The sequence below is a fragment of the Ekhidna sp. genome, from assembly GCF_965227465.1.
Lineage (GTDB): Bacteria > Bacteroidota > Bacteroidia > Cytophagales > Cyclobacteriaceae > Ekhidna.
Genome location: NZ_OZ245746.1, coordinates 2,468,435 through 2,493,109 on the forward strand (window position 1 = coordinate 2,468,435; position 24,675 = coordinate 2,493,109).

At 40.5% G+C, this 24,675-nt stretch carries 8 protein-coding genes; 2 read left to right on the forward strand and 6 right to left on the reverse strand.

Features of this window, described 5'->3' with window-relative positions:
- Positions 1-46: 46 nt before the first annotated feature.
- The 4 genes from ACO05G_RS10880 to ACO05G_RS10895 form a co-directional block, all read right to left on the reverse strand.
- On the reverse strand, positions 47-7,969 hold the full coding sequence (locus ACO05G_RS10880) for a T9SS type A sorting domain-containing protein (protein WP_421762804.1): 7,923 nt from the start codon (positions 7,967-7,969) through the stop codon (positions 47-49).
- Between the two features lie 15 nt (positions 7,970-7,984).
- A complete protein-coding gene (locus ACO05G_RS10885) occupies positions 7,985-8,701 on the reverse strand; it encodes a hypothetical protein (protein WP_348284115.1) in 717 nt (238 codons plus the stop codon).
- 291 nt (positions 8,702-8,992) lie between these two features.
- A complete protein-coding gene (locus tag ACO05G_RS10890; protein ID WP_421762805.1) occupies positions 8,993-9,748 on the reverse strand; it encodes an MBL fold metallo-hydrolase in 756 nt (251 codons plus the stop codon).
- Positions 9,749-9,850: 102 nt separating this feature from the next.
- Positions 9,851-10,285: a peptidylprolyl isomerase gene (locus ACO05G_RS10895; RefSeq protein WP_421762806.1), complete on the reverse strand. Its 435-nt coding sequence runs from the start codon at positions 10,283-10,285 to the stop codon at positions 9,851-9,853.
- A gap of 108 nt (positions 10,286-10,393) precedes the next feature.
- Here ACO05G_RS10895 and ACO05G_RS10900 point away from each other — a divergent pair, with 108 nt between their 5' ends.
- On the forward strand, positions 10,394-12,775 hold the full coding sequence (locus tag ACO05G_RS10900; protein ID WP_421762807.1) for an ABC transporter permease: 2,382 nt from the start codon (positions 10,394-10,396) through the stop codon (positions 12,773-12,775).
- A gap of 154 nt (positions 12,776-12,929) precedes the next feature.
- Here the strand turns inward: ACO05G_RS10900 and ACO05G_RS10905 are convergent, their stop codons facing one another.
- Positions 12,930-15,092: a glutamine synthetase III gene (locus tag ACO05G_RS10905; protein WP_421762808.1), complete on the reverse strand. Its 2,163-nt coding sequence runs from the start codon at positions 15,090-15,092 to the stop codon at positions 12,930-12,932.
- 138 nt (positions 15,093-15,230) lie between these two features.
- Between ACO05G_RS10905 and ACO05G_RS10910 the strand changes: the two genes are divergently transcribed.
- Positions 15,231-15,929 (forward strand): 16S rRNA (uracil(1498)-N(3))-methyltransferase, encoded by a 699-nt coding sequence (locus ACO05G_RS10910; protein WP_421762809.1) that lies wholly within the window; start codon positions 15,231-15,233, stop codon positions 15,927-15,929.
- Here the strand turns inward: ACO05G_RS10910 and ACO05G_RS10915 are convergent, their stop codons facing one another.
- Positions 15,930-24,551: a T9SS type A sorting domain-containing protein gene (locus tag ACO05G_RS10915; RefSeq protein ID WP_421762810.1), complete on the reverse strand. Its 8,622-nt coding sequence runs from the start codon at positions 24,549-24,551 to the stop codon at positions 15,930-15,932.
- Between the last annotated feature and the right edge of the window lie 124 nt (positions 24,552-24,675).

Here is a 24,675-nt window from a genome sequence, read left to right on the forward strand (position 1 = left end):
AAGGGAAGCAGTAGGAGTACAACCCCTACTGCTCTACTCTATTAATTTATTGTTTTACAATTCTGAAGCTTTGAACAGTATTACCCTTTCTAATGATTAAGGTATAAATACCCTTGTCAATAGATCTGATATCAACTGCCATTGAATCATCTTCTTCTGTTTTCTCAAACTCTTCAGAAAGCATCACCTGACCGGATAGGTTAGATACACTTACCTGATAAGCTCCAAGATCTCCACCCTTCATATCAACATTGATAAAATCTGAAGATGGATTTGGATAAGTTGATGCTTCCAGATCACCAAAGAACGTTTGGATTCTGGCACCTTCAACAGCAACCGTATTAGTTGTTATCACACAAGCACCATCATCAAAAGTAACCTCGGCACTGTACTCAGCATTGTCAGTCACAAAAATGGAATTATCACCACTTCTTTGTTGTAACCTAACTCCATTTCTGAACCACTCGATCTCATCATAACTGAATCCACCAGAAGTAACAGCTTCAATGTTATTTCCATCAAGCTCTAACGATACATCGTAAAAGCTTACAGTGAAAGTGGTAGATGGTTCCGGATCAGGACAACCCTCACCTGAAGCATAACTCACCATCACATAGAACTCAGTTTGTTCCGTCACAGGAATATCCACAAAAATGGATGCATTATTGTTATTACCTCTAAAGGCAGGTCCAATAGCTACATCAGTAATACTATTGAATATTTGATAATTATAATCATCTAATGTGCTTGTAATTTCATAGACAGCTGTACCTGGACCACAAAGAGTACCTTGTTGGTCTACGCCAATTCCATCAGATGCAAATTGTCTAACATTTACATCTATCTCATTGGATAATGCACTGAAACAACCTGTACCATCTGCTTGATTGGATACCTGAACTGAAAATTCACCAGCATAATCTACGACTATTGTGTTATTGGTATTACCAAATCCATCGGTATTGGAATCTATTGCACTACCAAAATTTAACCATCTATACTGAGCGAATCCTGCAGGAGCTGTTAATGTAACAGAACCGTTTCCTTCACAAAAATCAGTTACGTCAGTAGTTGTAATTGTAACCGCATCAGGTGCTTCAAAAATTGTCAATGTGAACTGTACAGAAGATACTGTACACGATGTTCCGATTGGAGCATCATCATTGATCCAGTTAAAGCTATAAACACCTGATTCATCCAAGTCAATGAAATTACTGGTGGTAAAACCTTCACTCACACCATCTCGAATTATTTCTACAGTTCCACCATTAACTCCGTACGATGTATCATCGAAGAAGTATATTCTCTCAGATCCACATTCTTCTATAATCTGTCCATCGGCAATAACATCTCCCGCAGTAATACTTGTGGTTAATGAAATTCCAAACTCAGAAAGATTGTAGCGCTCTAATGTTACCGGATCTGAAGAATTACTAGCACAGCTAGAAGTGGTTCCACTGAAAGGCTGATCAGAAACTTGTAACGTATACGTACCTTGCTCATCAGCTTCAATCACTCGAGAAGTCAATGTACCACCAGGGGTACTCCATTCGTAAAATGCAAACCCGGTTGGACCTTCCATCACTACGGGATCATCACCTTCACATCCGGTTAATGAACCACTTGTGATTGTAATGGTAGGTTTAGCTGGAGACATGAGAATATTCACCTGAATTGCTTCAGTCAAATATTGACAAGCACCGTCTGTGATTCGAGCGAAATAACTTCCTGAAACATTGTTAATCTCATTATTGCTAATATAAGATTCATCAATTGCAACCGGAGTATTTACATCATCTCTAAACCATTCGATCAAAGTAGAAGAGAAGTCTTCGTCATACGCTTCATCTGCATCTCTACCAAGTGACAAATAAATGGATCCGTCTTCACAAACATCTACCGATTGTCCATTTGCAACTTCCTCATACTCATCCAAATTATCATTGTATAACCATACAAGCGCATTTGGCTGAAATTCAATATCCAATGTATATGTTGAAGTGATAGTTCTACATGTAGTTCCTGCAGATGTACTGGAAGTAACCTGCATACCTAATGTAGTACCATCAGCGATGGTGCCCAGATTAATTTCTGTTTCGCCATCTTCAGGATCGTACGTCAAAGACCCCAAAGGTGTACCAGCTCCTACCGCAACATCAAATACCGTGTAGGTGAAGTGATTTTGAACATCATCAATGTTAACCATCACATCTTCTCCGTCACATACCAAATCGCTAGATGTCAGAGAAAACTCTGCGTCCAAATCAATTCTTGATACAACTTCAATATTGCTTTCACTCAATGGTTCATTATTACCAGAATAACCTTCTCCGATATCACTATAGGTATCATCTGAATAATTCAGACTAAACCTAAAGTTCAAATTATCATCACCCGGATCATAAATGTCCGTAGGAAGGGTAAAACCAGGTAATGATCCTGTTCCTCCAGTAATTCCATCAAATTCCAGTGTTAAGTCTTGATCAACAGATCCATTCAGAGACTCAATATGTACAGTGACGATGTTATCAGCACCAAAAGTACCTCTAGCTTCGTAATCGAGTACAATCTCATCGCTAAAGCACGCTTCCTCAGCGTTGAGGTTCGTTACTAGTAGAGACTGCTTTTGGATATCTACTGTAGTACTAACGTAATCAAATGGAAGTACTTCAGCAAAAGTGAATCCGATATCTTCAATCAGAAGACTTCCTTTGATTTCCTCTTGCCTCCATCTGAATCGAGTATCCGAATCTCTCCACGCTTGTAAAACATCAAATCTAAATCTTTCATTAGTCAAAGTTTCCTCAGCGTCTGTTTCAGGGAATGTTTCTATTTCGGTGTATGTCGCACCTCCATCAGTGGAGTATTCCAACACTACATACTGATCATTGGTAAGATCTTCTGGTAACTGATCAAACGTTAGATCAAATTCTAAAAGCAACGCATCTTCCAATTCACTACCATCAATATCAATGGTAGTAATCAGTCCACGTCCACTTGTATTTTGGAAATCAACCCCACCTTCACCGTCGGGATCACCACTTATGAAATTGTCTTCATCCTCAGTAAGGTTGCTAATTGGATTGTCTTCAATGATCTCCCCAATTGCTCCTACGGGACCATCTTCTGAAAACTCGATTAATACTTCTATATCATCGCCACCTTCGCCATTTCTGGCAGAAGTAACGAATGGAGGGAATGTAGCAGATATGTTGCCTGTACCTAGCTGTGAAGCTAGCAACCAACGATCACCATCATAATCGATGATTAAGTTGGCATTCAGGTCGTCAAATGTTCCTGCAGATTCCTCGTTCTCAATTAATATTTCAAATTCAAGGTCGCTACCTGCATAAATTACTGCGTTTTCATCACCAACATAACTTGCTTCAACAGCTCTAATAAAGATGTCAAGGTCAGCTATATCTTCTTCTTCAAAAATCACAACTTCTTCATCGTCACCATCCAAGACTGTCGCAGTTAACAACACATCATATGTATCATTTTCAATGGTCACTGGGATCATTTCAGAAGTGAATGTACCTAGTGCACTGGCAGATCCTATGACCAGGTTTTCACCAGTTGCTGGATCTTCTCTATTAATTGAGAATACGAATTCCGTTCCAGTTGGGAAGGTGCTCTCTTCCAAAAGATCCGGATCAAAATCCCAATTGTAATCGAAGGTTTCACCTCCAAAGACTGCATCAGTTTGATCAGCTTGTTCCCAAACGTAGTTACCTAAGTCAGGATTATTGACAAAGATGGTTTGATCGTTACCGAATGCATTATACAATGACTCATCCCATTCATTTGAAGATCCTAATGTAACTGCCATATTAGAAACTGACCATACATCAGATCCAGATCCAAGATTCACATCTTGTACCCATTGGAATTGCGTCGTTGCTGTTAGGTATTCAGCAGGTATCTCGACAGAAAATGTCATCGTAGGATAGATGATGCCATCATCCTCAAAGGTTGAACCCGTTACTGGTATATTAGTAAATATGCTTCCATCAGATGATGCCTGCAATTGAGGTACTGTTGATAGTGGAGTAATATCTGCTCCATTGTCCCAATCAAAGTCAAAATCTAAAGTAGCAGAACCCACTCCGGATAAATCAATCTCGATGGTTCGCAATAAGCGATCTCCTGATTGGTCGAATTCTGCCTCGCCTCCTCCATCTAAAGAGCCACCAGCGATAATATCAAAGTCATCCTCTTCATCCAGATCAATCACTTCTGCTTCTGGTCTGAACACATCACTTGCTGTTTCTCTAATGAACGGAAGTACTGAAATGGTATACTCACCATCCTCATAAGGCATATTTACTACCTGTTGTACTGCATCCGTTTGATCAACCTCAGCGAGTGTTGCATAGAAATCACCTGAATCGTCAAATAGCGCAATTGCAAATTCAACTTCTGCCGGGAATGGACCAACTGCGTTGTATTCTACGGTAAATTCTTCGCCTAATACGAAATCGGTATCTTCTATGGTTGCAAGGCTTACAGAAAGTGTTTCAACAACCAGATCACCACCAAATCCAAACTCAGACGTGGCAACAGGGATTTCTTCGAAATTATAAATTTCGAATCCATAGAAATAGATGAGGTTTTCTATGCTAGAAACGCTTTCATCTTCATTATAAATGAATCTTAAAAGAAGTGCGTCTGACCATGCTTCTTCTGGAATTTCCAGATTATCAGGAAAGATATCTGCTGTAGAATTGATTATGGTACCTGTTTCTAATACTTCCCATGTTTCACCCTCGTCTATAGAATACTCTAGGCGTATCTCTTGATCAAATTCATAATAAGCAGTACTTAAAAGCCTTAAATCAAAATCTACTTCACCACCCATTGAAAAGTCCAATGGAATCGATGTTGCAGTTCTTTGACCACTGCCAGCGTACCAGTAATTGCTACTCACATATCCTTCTCGGTCGGCTACTGGGAAATACTGGCCAGAACCAGTTGTTTCATCATCACTATTATTCCAGGTCAAATCCTCCATGACAATTTCATTCAGATTTCCATTCGTAACAGTCAATCTGAAATCTGCATCGCCACCATCATAAAATGCGGCTCCAGTCGGAAGCGTTGATGAAATGGTATTTGTTATAGCTACACCTTCTTCAATCAGAATATATTCTTCTAAGTCATTATCATAAATCTCAAGATTAATGACCGCATCCACACTCACTGTTCCTTCTATGTCGTAAGCTATATCTATTGAGCTTCCAGGATAAACAATGGAGTTAGAACCAACCTGAATAGCGTCTGTAGATGAAATAGCGATATTTGTAATTAACACCTCAGAAATGACTAGCTGAACCGTATTTGATTCTACTTCTTCATAACTAGAAAGGATATGTAGATCATAGGTACCAGGAGCTAGTGATGGTACGGTAGTGGCAATCGTGCCTGCAGCATTTATATCTCCTTCTACTAGAATATCACCAGCTTCATCAAACCCAGTTTCTAAGAGAAGGTCAAATGTTGTTCCATCAGGAAAGCTACCTGTAACATCAAATTCGATATCAATAGCATCTCCAGGATAGAAAACAGAATTAATATTATCGATTGCAGTAAGCTCAATGTTAGGCTCAAGTACCTCGAGCATCTGAGTATTGTACTCCATATACTCTGGCTCGAAAATATTCGTTCCACCTTGGATTTCAATATTCGAAATGTACCAGGTATCCAGATCCAATCCGTTGTTACTTTCTTGCATAAACCTGAAAACAGATGATCCACCAACATAAGCACCTGGTAAGTCGGCGCTTTCAATCGTGAATGTCTCTCCGCCAGCAGCATCATTGATATTGAATGAAGCAATATCTATAAAGCCCCCGCCATCAGCGTTTACCTGTACCATAATATCCGTTCCTGCCGGGCTTAATGCTCCAGACAACCTGTCCAGATAAAATGAAATTGTGAGGTCATCAGTTGATTCTACATCTATTGCAGGAGTAGTTAAACTTCTATCACCTGCCAATGTGAATGATGCATCAGAATCACCTTCCTCAACTTCGTCATCACCAACAATTGCCAGATCATCCAATACATGGAAATCATCAAAAACAGTAACATCCAATCCTATCAAAGGAGATGATCCGTCGAAGACCTTTACAGCCACATCATAATTTCCATATTCCAACGTCGTAGGTATGGTACCTGTGATACTGATCTCTTCGGTAACACCATCTATGGAAACAACCGCATCGTCTAGTGTGTATCTATTATCGATAACTACGGTATAATCTGCAGTTGCACTTATATCCGTACTAAGATCAAATCCATCTCTATCTGCATTAACTGTTATTTCGTCTCCAGGATACACCGTACCTCCCGTAATATCCGTCGCTTCGAAATCCTCTATATCATTTACTGTAACAGAATAATTGAAAACACTTCTGGTATCAACAAATTGAGATGTTACAAATTCGTAGAATCGAACTTCAAACCAATTCAGATTCCAGGTATTCACGCCGGCACTTTCAGTTGATTCTTGCACAACTCTCAACCTCGTAGTTGCAGATAGTGCTCCTCCTTCAATATCATATTCATATGTACCTGCTGCGTCAATTTCATCAGATCCATCTCTTGCTTCAAGATTGGTCCAAGTAGTTCCATTTGTTGAATATTGTACCAACAGAGGGTTTGCTGCACCAGCACCAGAAACATCTATTTCTAACGTAACATTAGTTGAGGATGATAAATCCACAGGGTTAGTGGCAGCAGATCTCGCACCAGCCAAATCAAAGGTTAGTATTGATCCTGCCGGATCTTCATCTGAGCCAGCAACATTTAGAATGTCATCTTGTCCACCTTCACCGTCAAAATAAACCGTGTTTGGATCATCTACATCGCCATAAAAACCAGCAACGTAAAGCGACCAAGTATCACCGCCCATATCAAATGGCCATGTTTCCTCGATAATTGCTGAATTGGTAGTTGCAGATCCTAGAACTATTCGATTATCTAAATCAATAAGATCAGACTCCCCACCTTCACCAAATTCATTTGTGAATAAATAGAAGTTTGCACCTGAAGTAAAACCGTCAGATGAATACTCCACAGAAATATCTTCACCTACATAATCACCATAAGAATCAGCATCAATAGTGATTACCGGGTTATTAACAGTGATAAAATCTACGTATTGCTCATTATACTGAACAAGCGTACCACTATACTCATAGAAATCTATGCTATTGAGTGACCATGTTTCAGTAGCAGCTGCAATAGTTGCACTGTTATTTTGGACAACTCTAAAAGTGACTGTGCTTGTATTTAAAGTTTGCGAAAGTGCAAAAATCAATTCCCCGTCAAACGCAGAGAATGAACTGTTACCTTGTTGGTCAGTCAGTGCAGAGTAATCTGTACCATTAGTTGATACTTCTACAACAAGATCATTTGCTGGTACAACATCAGTTGCAGTCACATCGACAACTAAGACAAAATAGTCATCAGATGTTAAATCCTGAGTCGTTGTTGTAGCAGATCTTTCAACCGTACCCTGATCAAATGTATATGGATAGTTTACACTTAAAGTACCGGATGTTGTACCAATTCCAACTGAGAAGGTTTCATTGATCACATCTCCAATGGTACCGTCCTCGGCAGCTACTATGTAGACATCATAGGAGTTCCCACCAATATTAGGCAGGCTTCCATCCAATACGCCACTAGCACTAGTGCTGCTATCTATGATAATATCTTCATTATCTTCCTCAGCATCGAGGTATCCATTTGAGTTTACATCTAATACCAGGTAAAAAGTGGTACCTGCTGGATATCCAGTCGCAGTATAATCGACCTCATATGTATCAAATGGGTATAATGCGGTCGCTGTTGACGAATTAATCGTAATGCTTTGCGCATTTGCACTAAAAGCAAAAAACCCGACCATTGTGATCAGCATTAATGCCCTTAGGTATAATATATTATTGTATAATTTTTTCATTATTCTAGACGTTAGTTAAAGTAGTTTGAATCCAATTCTGAATGAGTTGCTGGTTTTTACGCCACCTTCGAAATATTTGATACCGCTTTGATAAAGGGTACCATCAATTTCCACATCAGAACTTTTTCCGGTAACAAAGTAGAATCCTATCTCAGCTCCCATGTAAAATCGAGAGGAAAAATGATAGTCGGCTCCTACAGCTCCCATTGCTCCAATACCAAAAAATCCTCGCTCGTCAAAACTGAACGATCGGTTATTCTCAGTAATAATGGAAGAAACATCTTCGCCTGGATTGGGAAGTGCCCCTGCAATATCAGCATCTGTTTCACTTAGTTGTTTAACAGATCTGCTTGTAACGATTACATCTAAGGCAGCATAAGATGTAAAACCATTTTCATTTAAGAAATGGTATTCTATGCCGGGTGTAACCATGAATTGTGAAACAGTTTGTGTCACGTCTGGAGTTGACATTCCACCTTTGTTATCATCAATGGAAAACCAAACGCCGAGGCGTGGAACTAAAGCGTCAGTTAGGAAATACCTGGCCCTGAACTGACCAAAATTCAGCAAGGTCGTACCGCTCGATGATGAGCTTACGTCTCTGCCAAAAGGTGATGAGGTGATTTCTATTAATAATTCTCCCGACTCAGGACTGATTCCACCGGAATCTTCCTGCGCAATGGCTATGCTAGTCAAGAAAATCATTAGAGAAACCAAAAGAAGTTTCTTCATAATGATTGTTTTAATGGGTTAGTAAACTAATTATTTAAAAGGCTAGCACAATCTAAAGACTCTTTCAAAAGATTGCAAGAACGGAGAGACTCCCAATTTTTTATTGATAAAGAGATATTTTGGACATAACACTGCCTTAATATTTGGAAACAGCCTATGAGGCAGGTTTTAGTGCAATCGATTGCATAAATTTCAACCATTAGTCGAATCGACCAACACCCAGAAATAATAGACGAACAAAAACTCATGCACACAATAAACATTATTGTGCTGACACAAATAAAAAATGGTCTATTCCGGATACCAGTTCTTAAGCCTCACTTCTACTTCAGGATTAACAGATTGAATTTTGGATTTGAAGGATTCAACATCGCTTAATCCATCCTTCCCCCGATAATGAAAGGGGTAAACTACTGCAGGGTTGAATTCATTCACTGCACTGGCAGCTTGTTCTATATCCATGGTGTACGGCAGGTTCATACAAACAAATGCGATATCAATATTTCGTAAATTTCGCATCTCAGGGATGTCTTCCGTATCTCCTGAAATATAGACTCTCTTTCCACCTATATTAAGTACGTATCCATTTCCGCGTCCTTTTGGATGACGAGAGTCGTCTGTTTCCGGAAGGTTATACATGGGAACAGCAAGAATTTCAATTTCCTCAAAAACAATGGTTTGACCATTGGCAATTACGTTAGCTCTGGATTGCATTTCCTTTGAGAGTTTGTCCTTTACGGCTTGAGGAACTATAAAAGTAGATCGATCTGTATTTAGTGCATCGAGTGTTTTTTGATTTAAGTGATCACCATGAATGTCTGTTATGAGAATTAAACTAGGATTATCCAGCCCCTCAAATCGCTCTCCACCACCATATGGATCTACATAGATGACCTGCTTCTTCCACTTCAATACCAACGTTCCATGAATAATGGGCTGAACAATTAAATCTCCATCTGAGGTTGGAATAGTATCCGCCTGTGCTCTTGGCTGACTATAGCTCGAAATGGCTGAAAAAAATATGATTAGAATAAGGAAGTTTTTCATGGAATTAAATTTTAACAATAACACCCCAGTAGTTGGCATGTTTGATTTTAAAACAAAAAAAGCCCACTTAAAAGTAGGCTTTTGTATTCATTTAAAATTGCATCAATCATTAATAACCACTTTCTCCATCACATCATCTTCCTTTATCTGATCAATGACTTCTAATCCGTCGACCACCTTACCGAAAACGGTGTGATTCCGATCTAAGTGTGATACATTTTCTCTGCTGTGGCAAATAAAGAATTGCGACCCTCCGGTATTTCTTCCGGCGTGAGCCATTGATAATACTCCTCGATCATGATACTGATTATCTCCGTCCAGCTCACAATCTATCTGATAACCCGGTCCACCTGAGCCATCTCCTTTCGGGCAACCACCTTGTATGACAAAATTAGGGATCACTCGATGGAACGTTAATCCATCATAGTAACCATCATTCGCTAAATCAACGAAATTCTTTACGGTGTTGGGAGCATCATTCTCGAAAAACTCGATTTTCATCACTCCCTTTTTAGTGTGTATTTCTGCTGTTTTCATATCTGCATACAAAGGTATACTATCTGTTAAAAAATCTTAATTGTGATAAATGGAAGTAACTAAGTCTATTAGAGAGAGTACATTACTGAGGTCACAAACTCTAATACTATGCTAAAGAACTACTTTCTGGTAGCTATTCGCCACCTTAAGCGACAACCGGGCTATGCGCTTTTAAATATCCTGGGATTGACTATTGGTATTGCCTCCGCATTGCTTATCGTTTTATACCTCAATCAAGAGACCAGCTTTGATACGCATCACCCGAATGCTGAAAATATTTATCGAATCTCCGCGGACATTACAGAGCCAGATAATGCATTTCGTTGGGCAGTAAGTCAGCCACCTCTTGGGAAGACAGTCAATGAGGAATTTCAGGAGATCAAACAGTTTACCCGTTTTGCCGGCGGTGGGACTACACGCTTCCGTTATGATGATAGAAATTATGAGGCTGAAAACTGGTACCTCGTGGACTCAACAGTGTTTGAAGTTTTTGCTGTTAACTTCCTGCAAGGTGACCCGGTAACTGCTCTCAATGCTCCCAACAGTGTGACAATAAGTAGAACACTTGCTGACAAGATCTTTAAAGGAGAAAATCCAATGGGCAAATTGCTGGAGACTGAGCGATTTTCTTATAAAGTAACAGGTGTATATGAAGACATTCCAGTCACATCTCATATCCGACCGGATGCAATGGCATCATTCAGTACGAATGAGCGCTATGCTAATTCTCAAAGCTGGGGAGGCTTTGGCTTATATACCTATGTGGTATTAAATGATGGCGTGGATCCTGCTTACGTGGAAAAGCGACTTAATGATGAGATCATACCTAAATATGTAGCAACCATATTTGACCAATTTGACATCAAGGTCAAATATGAAATGATCAATATTCTTGATATTCACCTCTACTCTGATTTTCAGAATGAACCATCTGCTCTTGGAAATATTGACTACATCTACATCTTCCTGGCAGTTGCTATCTTCCTTGTTCTGATTGCTTGCATCAATTATATGAACCTTGCCACAGCCAGGTCTATGAGAAGATCTTTGGAGGTAGGAATCCGTAAAGTAATGGGTGCTGTTAGAGGCGCTTTAATCCGTCAATTTATTGTCGAATCTATTCTGATCGCACTTATATCAATGATCATAAGTATTCTACTATTGCTAGTGGCTGTTCCTATCATCAATTCTCAGCTTGGGACATCACTTATATTGAGTGATTTACTTTCAAAAAATATTATACTTATTCTATTGGGCATCCTGGTATTTACTGGCTTGATTAGTGGTTCCTACCCAGCTTTTTATCTTTCCCGATTTAGTCCAATTAAAGCCATAAAAGGCGGGTCAAGTGGTAAAAGAACCGGTAACGTTTGGCTTAGAAGGGTATTAGTTGGGATCCAATTTGCCGTTTCTATTTTTATGCTGATAGGAACATTAGTTATTTATCAGCAAATGCAATTTGTAAGAAACGCAGATCTCGGTTTCAACAAAGATCAGGTAATCAATTTTACGCTAAACCGAACTACCAGTGAACGGTGGGAAACTCTAAGAACCAAGCTTTTAGCCAATCCTAATATTGAAAATGCCTCTACCTCTACTACTGTTCCAGGGAATGGTTTTGGTAAAAACGTGATGCTCGTGGAAACAAATGAAGGAGTGATGGAGGACTATGGAGTTGACTGGTTCGGAGTGGACTATGACTATGCTGATGTGTTGGATCTTGAGTTGGTAAGAGGACGAAACTTTTCAAGAGATCACTCAAGTGATACGGCATCAGCAGTATTGATAAATGAAGCAATGGTTGAGCGATTTGGCTGGGATGAACCTATTGGCAAGCGATTTCAGTTTGACCAGGATAGTACTGTATTCCATAAAGTGATTGGTGTAATAAAGGATTTTCATCATCAATCGCTATATAATCCCATTGAGTCCTTTATGATTTTTCCTAATCTAAATAACAGGCAGGCGATGGTGAAAATTTCTGGTGACCTGGAAGAAGGGATTGATCACCTACAGGCTTCCTGGGAGGAGCTCTTTCCTAACGCCCCATTGGAATATCAGTTTCTGGACCAGAATTTTTTACGCGATTATGAGAGTGATCAATTGAGAGGTCAGTTATTCCTTGGGTTTGCGTTGATGATGATAATCATTTCGGGTCTGGGATTGCTAGGTCTGGCATCATTTACCGCCGAGCAGCGAACGAAAGAAATTAGTGTGCGGAAAGTGCTTGGAGCGGATGTTAAAGGCTTGGTAATGCTACTTGTTAAAGATTTTATCTGGTTGGTTTTAGTAGGAGCTCTGCCTGCTTTTATTATAGGCTATAAAATCATGAATAACTGGCTTGGTGATTTCGAATATCATACTGAAATAAGCTTCATGGTTTTTGTAGTTGTACTTTTGGTTGTGATGGCTTTTGTTATGCTGACCACAGGATTTCAGGCTTATAAAGCTGCGATAGTCAACCCCTCAGAAAACTTAAAATATGAATAAATAAAGAGGCTGTCTCAAAAGTCTCGTCATTGCGAGTATAACGAAGCAATCTTTATTCAAAGTGGTCCTGAACCCCTCCAGAGATAGCCACACTTCGTTCGCTATGACGAATATTATGCTTTTGAGACAGCCTCTTTATCTAACAACTTATCTATTATCTTAAAAATAACATTTCTCTGTACTTAGGAAGTGGCCAATCCTCATCGTCTACCAGTAACTCGAGCTTGTCAACGGCATATCGAAGTGGCTCAAAGTATTTATTTCTCACGTTATCACAGTATTCAATGGCCTTCTCACGAATGTCTTCGATCTTGTTAATGCGCTTACGTTCCTCTGTCATTTCATGCGCCAGTCTTCTTACATTATTTATATGAGTAGATACTTCTTCAATGGTCTTTTTAATCTCCGTGGCATCCAGCCCCAGATCCATTAACCCTTTTGCATTCTCAATCAATTGAGATTGATATTTGGTTGCGGTGGGTATAATCATATTACTTGCAATATCGCCCATCATTCTGGATTCAATCTGAACCTTCATGATGTAGTTTTCGAGGCGAATTTCATGGCGAGCTTCAACCTCCACTTTGTTCATGACTTTGTGCTTTTCGTAAAGCTTTATTGCCTTATCTGTAACGGAGAAATCTAATGCTCTAGGAGTATCTCTAACATTCGATAACTTTCTTTTTTCAGCTTCTTTCACCCACTCATCTGAATACCCATCTCCTTCAAACCTAATAGACTTAGATTCTTTGATATAATCTCTAAGCACATCTATAATGGCAAGTCTTTTCTCTCTACCACCGTCAGTGAGTTTATTTACTTTTTTATAAAAATCAGAAAGCTGTTCCGCCATAATGGTGTTCAACACCATCATTGGATCTGATACATTGGCATCAGAACCCACCGCTCGGAATTCAAATTTATTTCCGGTAAATGCAAATGGTGAAGTACGGTTTCTGTCTGTATTATCAAGAATTATTGACGGTATTTGATCAATACCTAACTTCATGTATAGGTTCTCTCCTTTTTCCAACATAATGTCTCCAGACTTTTCGAGCTGATCAAGCACCTTAGTCAAGGTAGAACCAATGAATACGGAGATAATTGCTGGAGGCGCCTCATTAGCACCTAACCTAAAGTCATTTCCTGCTGATGCTATGCTTGATCGAAGCTGGTCTGCGTATTCGTGTACAGCTTTGATAGTTGTTACAAAGAAGGTTAGGAATAGTAGGTTTTCTTTAGGACTACTGCTCGGCTGATACAGATTAACTCCAGTATCTGTCACCAAAGACCAGTTGTTATGCTTGCCACTACCATTTAATCCAGCGAATGGTTTTTCATGAAAAAGCACTCTTAAGCCGTGTTTATTGGCCACTTTTTCCATGACATCTTTCAACAATTGATTGTGGTCCGTGGCTTCATTTACATTTCCATACATTGGTGCAGCTTCATACTGACCTGGCGCTACTTCGTTGTGACGAGTCATCAATGGAATTCCAAGTTTATGAGATTCTATCTCATATTCTTTCATGAAATCATATATTCTTGACGGGATAGTCCCAAAGTAATGATCATCTAATTGCTGACCTCTTGCAGGGTTATGACCATAAACTGTTCTTCCACCCATCACTAAATCTGGGCGCGCATTATATAATGCTTTATCAACCAAAAAGTATTCTTGTTCCCATCCCAGAGATGCATTTACTTTTGATACATTCCTATCGAATAGACGACACACTTTAACAGCAGCTTTATCTACTGCTTCAAGTGCTTTTAAAAGTGGTGCTTTATGATCTAATGCTTCTCCAGTGTACGCAACAAAGATGGTTGGAATACACAATGTTTTACCATAGATAAATATGGGTGAGGAAGGATCCCATGCGGTGTATCCACGTGCCTCGAATGTACTTCTTATCCCTCCATTTGGAAATGAGGACGCATCGGGCTCTTGCTGTACAAGTGCCGATGCTTTAAAATTTTCAATGCCCTTGCTTGGATCGAAAAAAGAGTCATGCTTTTCAGCAGTTGCACCAGTAAGTGGCTGAAACCAGTGAGTATAGTGTGTTACTCCTCGCTCCATGGCCCAATTTTTAACAGCAGCAGCTACAGCATCTGCCGTTTCAATATCTATTTTCTTTCTATTTTCTATGGAATCTGTAACACGCTTATATACCTCAGGTGAGAGTGTATCCTGCATCTGAGCCTTTGTGAAGGCCATTTCTCCGAAATAATCAGAGATGCGTTTAGAAGGAGCTTTTACGTCGACCTTCTTTCTGTTTTGAACTAAATTAAGAGCTTGGTGTCTTAAATGTGCCATGGTTTATATTATTCAAATTACTTTTGATGTCCAAAAGTAGCTATTTTTTGTAAATCAAATAAAAATCAACTCAATTTTAATCCATTTTTTCATCGATTTGCATAAATTGTTTCATTTTAAGACTAAAAATTAACCTGCATGACCATTTTTTATCAAAATAAGATTCAGAAGGACAGTGGGACGCTTTCTGAGGAGGAATCAAAACATTGTGCGCAGGTGTTAAGGCACGAAAAAGGGGATGAAATAGTGATTTTTGATGGAAAAGGAGGGAAACATCGGGCTATTCTGACTGAGGTTACTAAGAAATCATGTGAATTTGACATAATCGAGTCTAAACATGCTCCGCAGAAGTCTTTTCATATTCACCTGGCAATCTCACCAACAAAAAATGCTGATCGGATGGAATGGCTTATAGAGAAACTCAGTGAAATAGGAGTTGATGAAGTAACATTTGTCCTAACGAAACATAGCGAGCGTAAGAAACTCAGACTGGAGCGGCTACAGAAAAAGGCCATAAGTGCCATGAAGCAGTCAGGCAATCCTTTTCTACTACAGCTGAATGAACTGCAACCACTCAGTACCTTTTTAGAAAACTGCAACTCAGAACTCAAGCTGATCGCGCATGTAGATGAGTCTCATCAATACATCTCAGATTCGCTTCATCCGAACAAATCGATCGTACTACTCATCGGACCGGAAGGTGACTTCCATTCAGAGGAGGTTAAAAAAGCTTTGGAAAGAGGATTTAATGCGGTCTCGCTTGGACAAAATACCTTGAGAACAGAAACAGCAGGCTTAGTAGCCTGCTGCGCTGTGAATTTGATTAATAACTATTGATCATTTGATCACAATCTTATGCTTAAATACATTTCCTGATTGTTTCACCGTGATGAAATAAATGCCAGCATCCATGTTATTTAGAGGCTTAATTTTCTTATCGATAATGGAAGACCCGGGCATAGATTCCAAATAAAAGATGCGCCCTGAAATGTCTGTCATCTTTATGTCGACCAGTGCATGACTATCGCTGCTTGATATTCGTACATTCAGATTATATTGATCAGTAGGATTTGGATATATAGCGACCTGAAGATCACTTACATGCCCTTCATGGTTTACAAGTATTATTTGGTGTACTTCAAACTGACCGTCGTAATCAACTTGTCTTAATCTGTAGTAATTAGCTCCAGCAATTGGCTTACTGTCCCTATAATCGTAATCAATCAATTCATTGGTATTTCCAAACCCTTCTACTCGCCCGATCGCCTCAAAAGAAAGACCATCGGAAGATCTCTCAATCTCAAAATATGCATTATTGGTTTCGCTAGCTGTAGACCAATACAGATAAGTGGATGAGCCTTCAGATTTTCCTTTGAAATAAACCAATTCCACTGGCAGTGGATTGGTGGAGGAATTATACAGGTAGTCAGGAACTGTATTCACTTCCTGCCCTTGCGTGAAATCGTCAGACCAGTCTCCATTCGAATTGTCATCTTCTGCACTTGTGTTCGTACCGTCATTGTCATCATCTACATCTTGCCAATTGCGCTGATCTCCTCCATCAGTATTTATAAGCGCAGCATTGGATCCCGTAGCATTGCCGGCGTTACCAGATGTTACGGTATCAAAACTATCATCAAGTCCGTCCTGATCAAGATCAGAACCAATTGCTGTACGATCAGCTACTCCATCCTGATCTGCATCATGGCCTTCTATACTATCAGGTATGCCATCATCATCTGAATCTGTATCCAGGTAATCAGCCAGCCCAGTGCCATCTGTATTTACAATAGAGATAGCAGTTCCGCCATTATCAGTGTCATACCTATTATCGAGACCGTCATTATCATCATCCATTAAATTTGGTGCCCGATAAACAGAGGATGACTGGCTTTCTCTATTATCAGTAATGCCATCTCCATCACTATCAATGTCGATGTAATTCTCATTCCCATCTCCGTCAGTATCGGCAGTACCTTCTGTAGCATCAGGTAATCCATCACCATCACTGTCTAAATCCAGGTAGTCAGCTAGTCCATCACCATCAAAATCATCGGGCAAACTTGCAAATCCGCCCTCATCAGGATCAACTGAATCAAGCACTCCATCATTATCAGCATCAGTAGAGCCATCTACTATCCCATTATTATCGGTATCAATATCTGATGGAGCACGTTGTTCTTCTACTAAATCAAATATGGTATCACCATCACTATCTAAATCAATGTAGTTTTCACTTCCATCTCCATCTTTATCGCCTGGTGTTAAATGATCACCCGGATTTTCGGAGTAGTCCACAATATCTGCCAGTCCATCTCCATCGACATCTGTAGCATCGTCTACTTCTCCATCGCCATCACTATCAGACCCTCCTGCTTCAATTATATCCGGTATGCCATCATTATCAGCATCTTTATCTATCCGATCTTCCAGTCCGTCTGAGTCAAAATCAGGATCTGATAATGGTGTACCATCCACATCATTTACAAGTCCGTCATTATCACTATCATTCGCTACTGCATAAGAAATGATAAATCTGCCTTCTGGTGTCATATTGGATGGCAATGTTCCTCCATTTGCTTCTATGGCATCAGGTATTCCATCATTATCAGAGTCCAGGTCTAAATCATCAGTAATCCCATCGCCATCTGTATCACCAGTACCTTCGGTAGCATCAGGTATACCATCATTATCATCATCAAGGTCTGAAGTGTCTGCTACTCCATCTCCATCCGTATCTCCAGCTACAGGTGTATCTGTTTCCAGGTAATCATCCGTGCCGTTGGTATCGGCATCCGTGGTTTCATCTATTGTATCAATGGTATCATTATCATCATCTGCATCCCGATAATCATTATCATCTGCTGCATCTGTATTTTGCAAGCCGGGTGCTGAGCCTCCACTATCCGGATCAAAAGCGTCCAGAATTCCGTCATTATCTGAATCTGTATTTCCTTCTGATGCATCAAAAATATCGTCTGAATTTCCGTCCCAATCAGCAATTCCATCACTATTGGCATCACTTGCTTCTATGACATCCGGTACCGAATCTCCATCACTGTCTGTATCCTGAAAGTCCGGTGTGCCATCACCATCGGTATCTACCTCAGAGATAGGCGTTCCGGCTGAATCTGAATCGTAGTTGTCATCAATTCCATCTCTATCTGCATCAGCTCCTGCCGGAGCAGTAAAACCCGCAGTGGTTTGTGCTTCCACATTGTCACTGATTCCATCATTATCACTATCACCTTCCAGATAATCATCAAATCCATCGCCATCTGTGTCTGCTATTGTAATCGCCGAGCCACCAGAATCCGGATTGTAACGATCATCAAACCCATCTCCATCAGTATCTGTAAATCCATCTAAACGACCATTTCCATCTGCATCCGTTTGGCCATTTTCAATTGCATCAACCACTCCGTCTCCATCTGCATCAGCATCAAATACGTTGATCAACCCATCACCGTCGGTATCAGGCAATGCTAATGGTGATCCATCAAAAAGATCTACAATACCATCGCCATCAGTATCCGTTAAGTCATCCGCTATACCATTATTATCTGAGTCTGTTCCTCCAGCCTCTATCAAGTCAGAAACCCCATCATTATCAGAGTCTCTGTCTTTTTGATTAGGTATTCCATCCAGATCAGTATCGAACAGGTCATTTACTCCATCACCATTAGAATCAACAAATACTCCTAGTGTTCCATGCACAAAATCAGGGTCCAGATAATTAGGTATCCCGTCGGTATCGGCATCAGCACTTGGGTCTTCTCCAAATCCTTCATCAATATCTGGAACTCCGTCATTATCCGCATCCGGATCGCTACTATCCAAAACACCATCTCCATCAAAATCTGTATCTACATGCAGGTAATCAGGGCTGCTACCTCCTTGCGTGAAATCATCACTCCAGTTTCCGTTTGCATTATTGTCTTCATTGGCGGTCGGAATTCCGTCACCATCGTCATCATTATCTCGCCAATCCAGAATGGCGTCCGAATCTGAGTTTTGTAAACCAGCCTGGCTGCCGGTAGCATTCCCAGCAGCAGGTCCGCTAACCGTATCAAACCGATTGGAAAGTCCGTCATTGTCACTATCAGTTTGAGGACCAGTATGGTCTAAAACTCCATCCTGATCTGCATCTGATCCTTCAATTCTGTCAAACACACCATCGTCATCCGAGTCTGTATCTCTGAAGTCATATACTCCGTCACCATCACTGTCTTGTAATGTGATCGCTGTACCACCGTTATCACTATCATACTCATCATCTATACCGTCACCATCCGTATCTACATCTTGTGGTGCGTTATATCCGGTTGTTGGTTGACCTTCAATATTATCTACAATACCGTCGCTATCTGAATCAATATCCAAGTGATCAGGATAACTATCAAAATCAGTATATACCAACGTTAATGCGGTTCCAGAAGCATTGATATCAACAGAATCATTTAACCCATTTGCATTGGAATCTGTGAAGCTATCTAAAGCTCCATCTCCATTTGCATCGGTTCCATTTACCTCTATTATATCTGCAAGACCGTCATCATCAGAATCGCGATCATACGCATCGATCAAACCATCTTCGTCAGTCGATCTTGGTGTGATCGCTGTTCCTCCATTATCAGGATCTACATCATCTACTATACCATCATCATCTGAATCATTCGCAGCAACATATGCTGAGGGATATTGCCCATTAGCATTCATATTTGCCGGCAAGGTTCCTCCTCCATTTTCTAAAGCATCCGGTAAACCATCATTATCAGAATCCAGATCGCTGCTGTTTGGCACACCGTCTCCATCTGAATCCGTGTTGGTTAAAGCACTGCCTCCATTGTTTGCATCGTAGGTATCATGGAGTCCGTCACTATCCGTGTCGTTAGCACTTACTGTTGCAGCGGGATATTGTCCATCGGCATTCATGCCTGCAGGCAATGAGCCTCCAATGGCTTCTACTGCATCCGGAACCCCATCATTATCCGAGTCCAAGTCAAAGTGATTTGGGACTCCATCCTGATCATTATCAAAATTGTCATTGATACCGTCTCCATTTCCATCTATGAAGCCTGCTATATCTGAATCAGCATAGTTTGGAATACCATCCGAATCGGCATCTGCGCCAGGATCTGTTCCTCCGCCTTCATTGATATCCGTGATACCATCATTGTCTTTATCCTGATCCAGGTCATTATCAGTTCCATCTCCATCCGTGTCTCCTAAAAAGATGTAATCAGGTACCGGAGAACCCCCTTGAGTAAAGTCGTCAGAAAAGTCTGCATTCCCATTGAAATCTTCATTGACGGTTAAAATTCCGTCTGCATCGTCATCTGCATCTCGATGATCAGATTGAGAATCACTATCCGTATTTTGAAGGGCTACATTGGAACCCGCTTCATTTCCAGCAACTGGCCCAGAAACATTATCAAAATTATCATCTAAACCATCATTATCTGTATCTGTACCTGAAAAAGCTGCATCAGCTACTCCATCAGCGTTAGCATCGTTTCCTTCGATCAAATCAGTGATTCCATCATTGTCAGAATCTGTATCAAGGTAGTCGGGTGTTCCATCAGAGTCGATATCGAAAGTTCCGCTAGCCGTTCCCGAATTATCGGTATCATAGTTATTATCAAGACCATCACCATCAGTATCTACATTGGCTGAAGCTGTGTACCCAGCAGAAGTTTGTCCTTCTCTGTGGTCTGTTATGCCATCATTATCTGAATCGATATCAAGATAATCCGGGAATGAATCTGCATCACTAGATGTAATTCCTAGTGCGGATCCAAATTCACTTGTATCATAAAGATCGAGTAGTCCATCTCCGTCAGCGTCTGTTACAGCGTCCGATACTCCATCTCCGTCGCTATCAACTCCTCCCGCTTCCACTACATCCGGAATTCCGTCTCCATCTGCATCTACATCTATTCTGTCATCAAGACCGTCCCCATCAGTATCCGGATTACTTAATGGTGTTCCATCGACATCATTGACAAGACCATCTCCGTCACCATCATTTGCTTGTGCATAAGGAACATTGAATTGACCATCAGCCGTCATATTGGCTGGGAGAGTTCCTCCATTTGCTTCTACCGCATCAGGGATGCCATCATTATCAGAATCCAAGTCCAGGTCATCCGTCACACCATCTCCATCCGTATCTCCTGTTCCTTCGGTAGCATCTGGTATTCCGTCATTATCAGAATCTGTGTCAGAAGCGTCTAGTACACCGTCAAGATCAGTGTCTGCCGCACAATCATTAAAACTGTAACTAACAGCATCGATACGTAAAGTTTGCTCAGAATCAAGGATTTCTGTCAGCTTTATGTACCTCGCTCCTGGTGAGACGTTTACCGTAAATGCATAATCGGTGTACGTTCCATTGTTATCAAAATTTAAATCAATGGCTGATCCATAGCTGACATTGTCATTTGAAAATTGGACGCGAATATCTGCGCTTCCGGTTCCTGAACTTCTTAATCTAACAGTAACATCTTCTCCAAGCCTTACTTCATCGGTCATATCCAAAACAAGAATTGCATCTGACTCGTCTCCCATACGTGCACCACTCCCATCAGCAGCACCGAGTGCATTTGCACCTGGCTCTCCAGTATCTTCATTAAACGTTGAGACTACTGCATCTGCATTTCCGGAAATTAGTGTTCCGGTGGCTGAACATGTAGTATTCGTTTCCAGGTAGTTTGGTGTGCCATTCGGTTCTGAATCGGTTGGTTCTACAGCAGTAAGGATACCGTCATTATCATCGTCATTATCCCTGAAATCCGGTAAGAGGTCTGAGTCTGTATCTTGTAAAGCAACACTGGTTCCACACCCATAACTTAACCCTCCTTCATATACTATTACAAGGACAGGGTCATTACTTACGGTCCTTCTGTTTGTGGAAGCATCGCTCGAATTTCGTTGGAGGATAAAACTTAAGTCATTTCCTGATGCCCATGTTCCCTGGGCAATAATTTCTTCAATTACCAATGAAAGGTCAGGTGATCGCTGATTTACACCTCTCTCACCATTGGTATCCCATGTTGTATTTATTGTCCATGCCTCACTTGCGGAAGTTGGAGTTCTGTTGCTGATATCACTATTAGTGCCTGTATAATTCGATGCATCATCGACTAGTTCTCCGAAAATGTCAACTATAACAGTACCTGTATGTGTGTTTTCGTCAACCTCAAACTGTATATATGAACTTATAATATCAGCACCATTTGGTATTGGCAGGTTTGAAAATTTAATGCCCACCAATTGCTCATCTGGATCATCATACATTAATTCTAAATCGCTGCTTCCAATATCCATACTGCCGCTCGAAATCACTTCTTCTCCATAATCGGATGAAACTTCATTCAAATAGGATACTGATGAGCAATCATTATCAAATGCATTATCAATTCCGTTACCATTGTCATCATTACCAGTTACGGTATCATCTTCTGTACCATCTGCGTTACTATCATTCGCTTCAATGAGATCTGAGATGGTATCATTATCTGAGTCCGTATCATAATAATCAGGTGTACCGTCTGAATCATGATCATTAGGAGTAATTGGAGTTCCTCCTAATGAGATATCCCAAAAGTCAATGATTCCGTCACTATCTCCGTCAGTAATTAATGCAGGCCTGTCAGTTTGAGAGTTGCTGTATCCTTCATTGGTATCATCTATGCCGTCATTGTCACTATCCAAATCCAAATAGTTGGGTAGCTCAGTCAGGGCATTTGCTGATTCATATGCCTGATCTGTGTTTAAAATAGTAAGTGGGCTGATAAGCAAAGCGTCTGAAATTCCATCTCCATTGGTATCTGCAAATGAATCCAGATTACCGTCTCCATCAGAATCGGTACCACCTGCTTCAATTACATCTAGAATTCCGTCATTATCTGAATCCGGATCCCAATAATCTTCTATACCATCAGCATCCTGATCTCCATTGGCCAAAATAGAAATTCCAGAATCCGCTGAAGTCTCTGCTGCATCTGGTATTCCATTGGTTCCCACTGAACCTGTAATGGTAGCTGAAGCGCTTGAATAGTTAGTTGGCTCAGCGCCACCATTTGCTTCTACAGCATCAGGAATACCATCATTATCAGAATCGAGATCTCTATATTTTGGAACTCCATCATAATCTAAATCCTCGGTACCCTCATCTGCATCTAAAATTCCGTCATTGTCTGAATCAAGATCGTCTCTATCCAATACCCCATCACCGTCACTATCACCTGTTCCTTCGGTAAAGTCCATGATGCCATCTCCATCCGTATCTGTAGATGCTCCCGCGCCGAAGTTGTTTCCTGAGTTTGTTTCTGAGAAATTGATATTATCTGTAAATGTTGCCGTCTGAAGATTGGTAGTGGTTAAGGTATAATTGCTTGGAAGTGTGCTGTCATCTACTGTGATTATCAACTCTGCGGTGGTGGCGATGTAAATAGAAAACTGACCTAATGAATTAGTCGTTACTCTTTGCAATAAATTATCTCCTCCATCTAAAGCTCCGCTGCTATTGTTATCCAAGTAAAGATTAATCGTTACTCCTGCTAAACCAGGCTCTCCATCCCTGACTCCATTCAGATTTTGATCATCGAAAAGCGTACCGGAGACTGTATTGGCATCAGCGACCAGAGCAGAAAGAGCTTCGGTATCCGGGTTGCCACCATTATCTCCTAAATCAACACCACCAGTCATGCTGGCATCTGATGGATCAATTTCATAAAAATTCGGGTTGCTCCCGCCACCCAGCGATCCATAGAGATTTCCATTGTTGGCAAACGCCATTCCTTCTACATCCTGAAATGTAAGATTGCCAATTACGGAGATTGCCCCGGTCCATTTATTGATATTAATTAACTGATCTACGTCTCCATTATTAGAAACGGCGAACATCAACCCGGTTGTAGGACTAATGGCTATATCATCAACATCATCATAGATGCCGTCTCCATCTATTACAATATAATCTATGTTTGGTCCGAAGGCATCAGGTACATATTGACCAGTAGTTTCATCAATCTGAAATATGACATCATAGTCACCATTAGTTCCGCGTCGTTCTGAAGCCCACAATACGCCCGTAAAAGGGTCAAAGGACAGTCCATCTACATCCGTAATTTCAATTGCGCCGAGAGCTCCATTTAAGGTAGCTCCTCCATCAATTTCAGATATTAAAGTGTAGGTTCCGTCAGATGTATCCAGGGTTCCCAGATCATCTCCATTTGCAGCGTACAAAATATTATTATTGGGAATTGGCCAAAATGCTATTGCCTCAATACCACCAACACTAATGGTTCCGATTTCAGAGCTAACTCCAGTGTCGACATTTAATTGCCATAGCGTGTTGTCCTGATCGTTTACATAGTAAAAAATGTTCGGCGCACCGGCAAATGCACATAGCGATGTTATTAAAACAAATGCGCTTAAAAGAAATCTTTTCATTATTTAGTGTGATTGAAAGCTTAGAACGTCTATATCTAAGTTTGTTCAGTTGGGCGATTTTTGATCTAAAATTATCATTTGATAATTGATATAGTACAATTGCATCATCAAAAAATAGTAACAG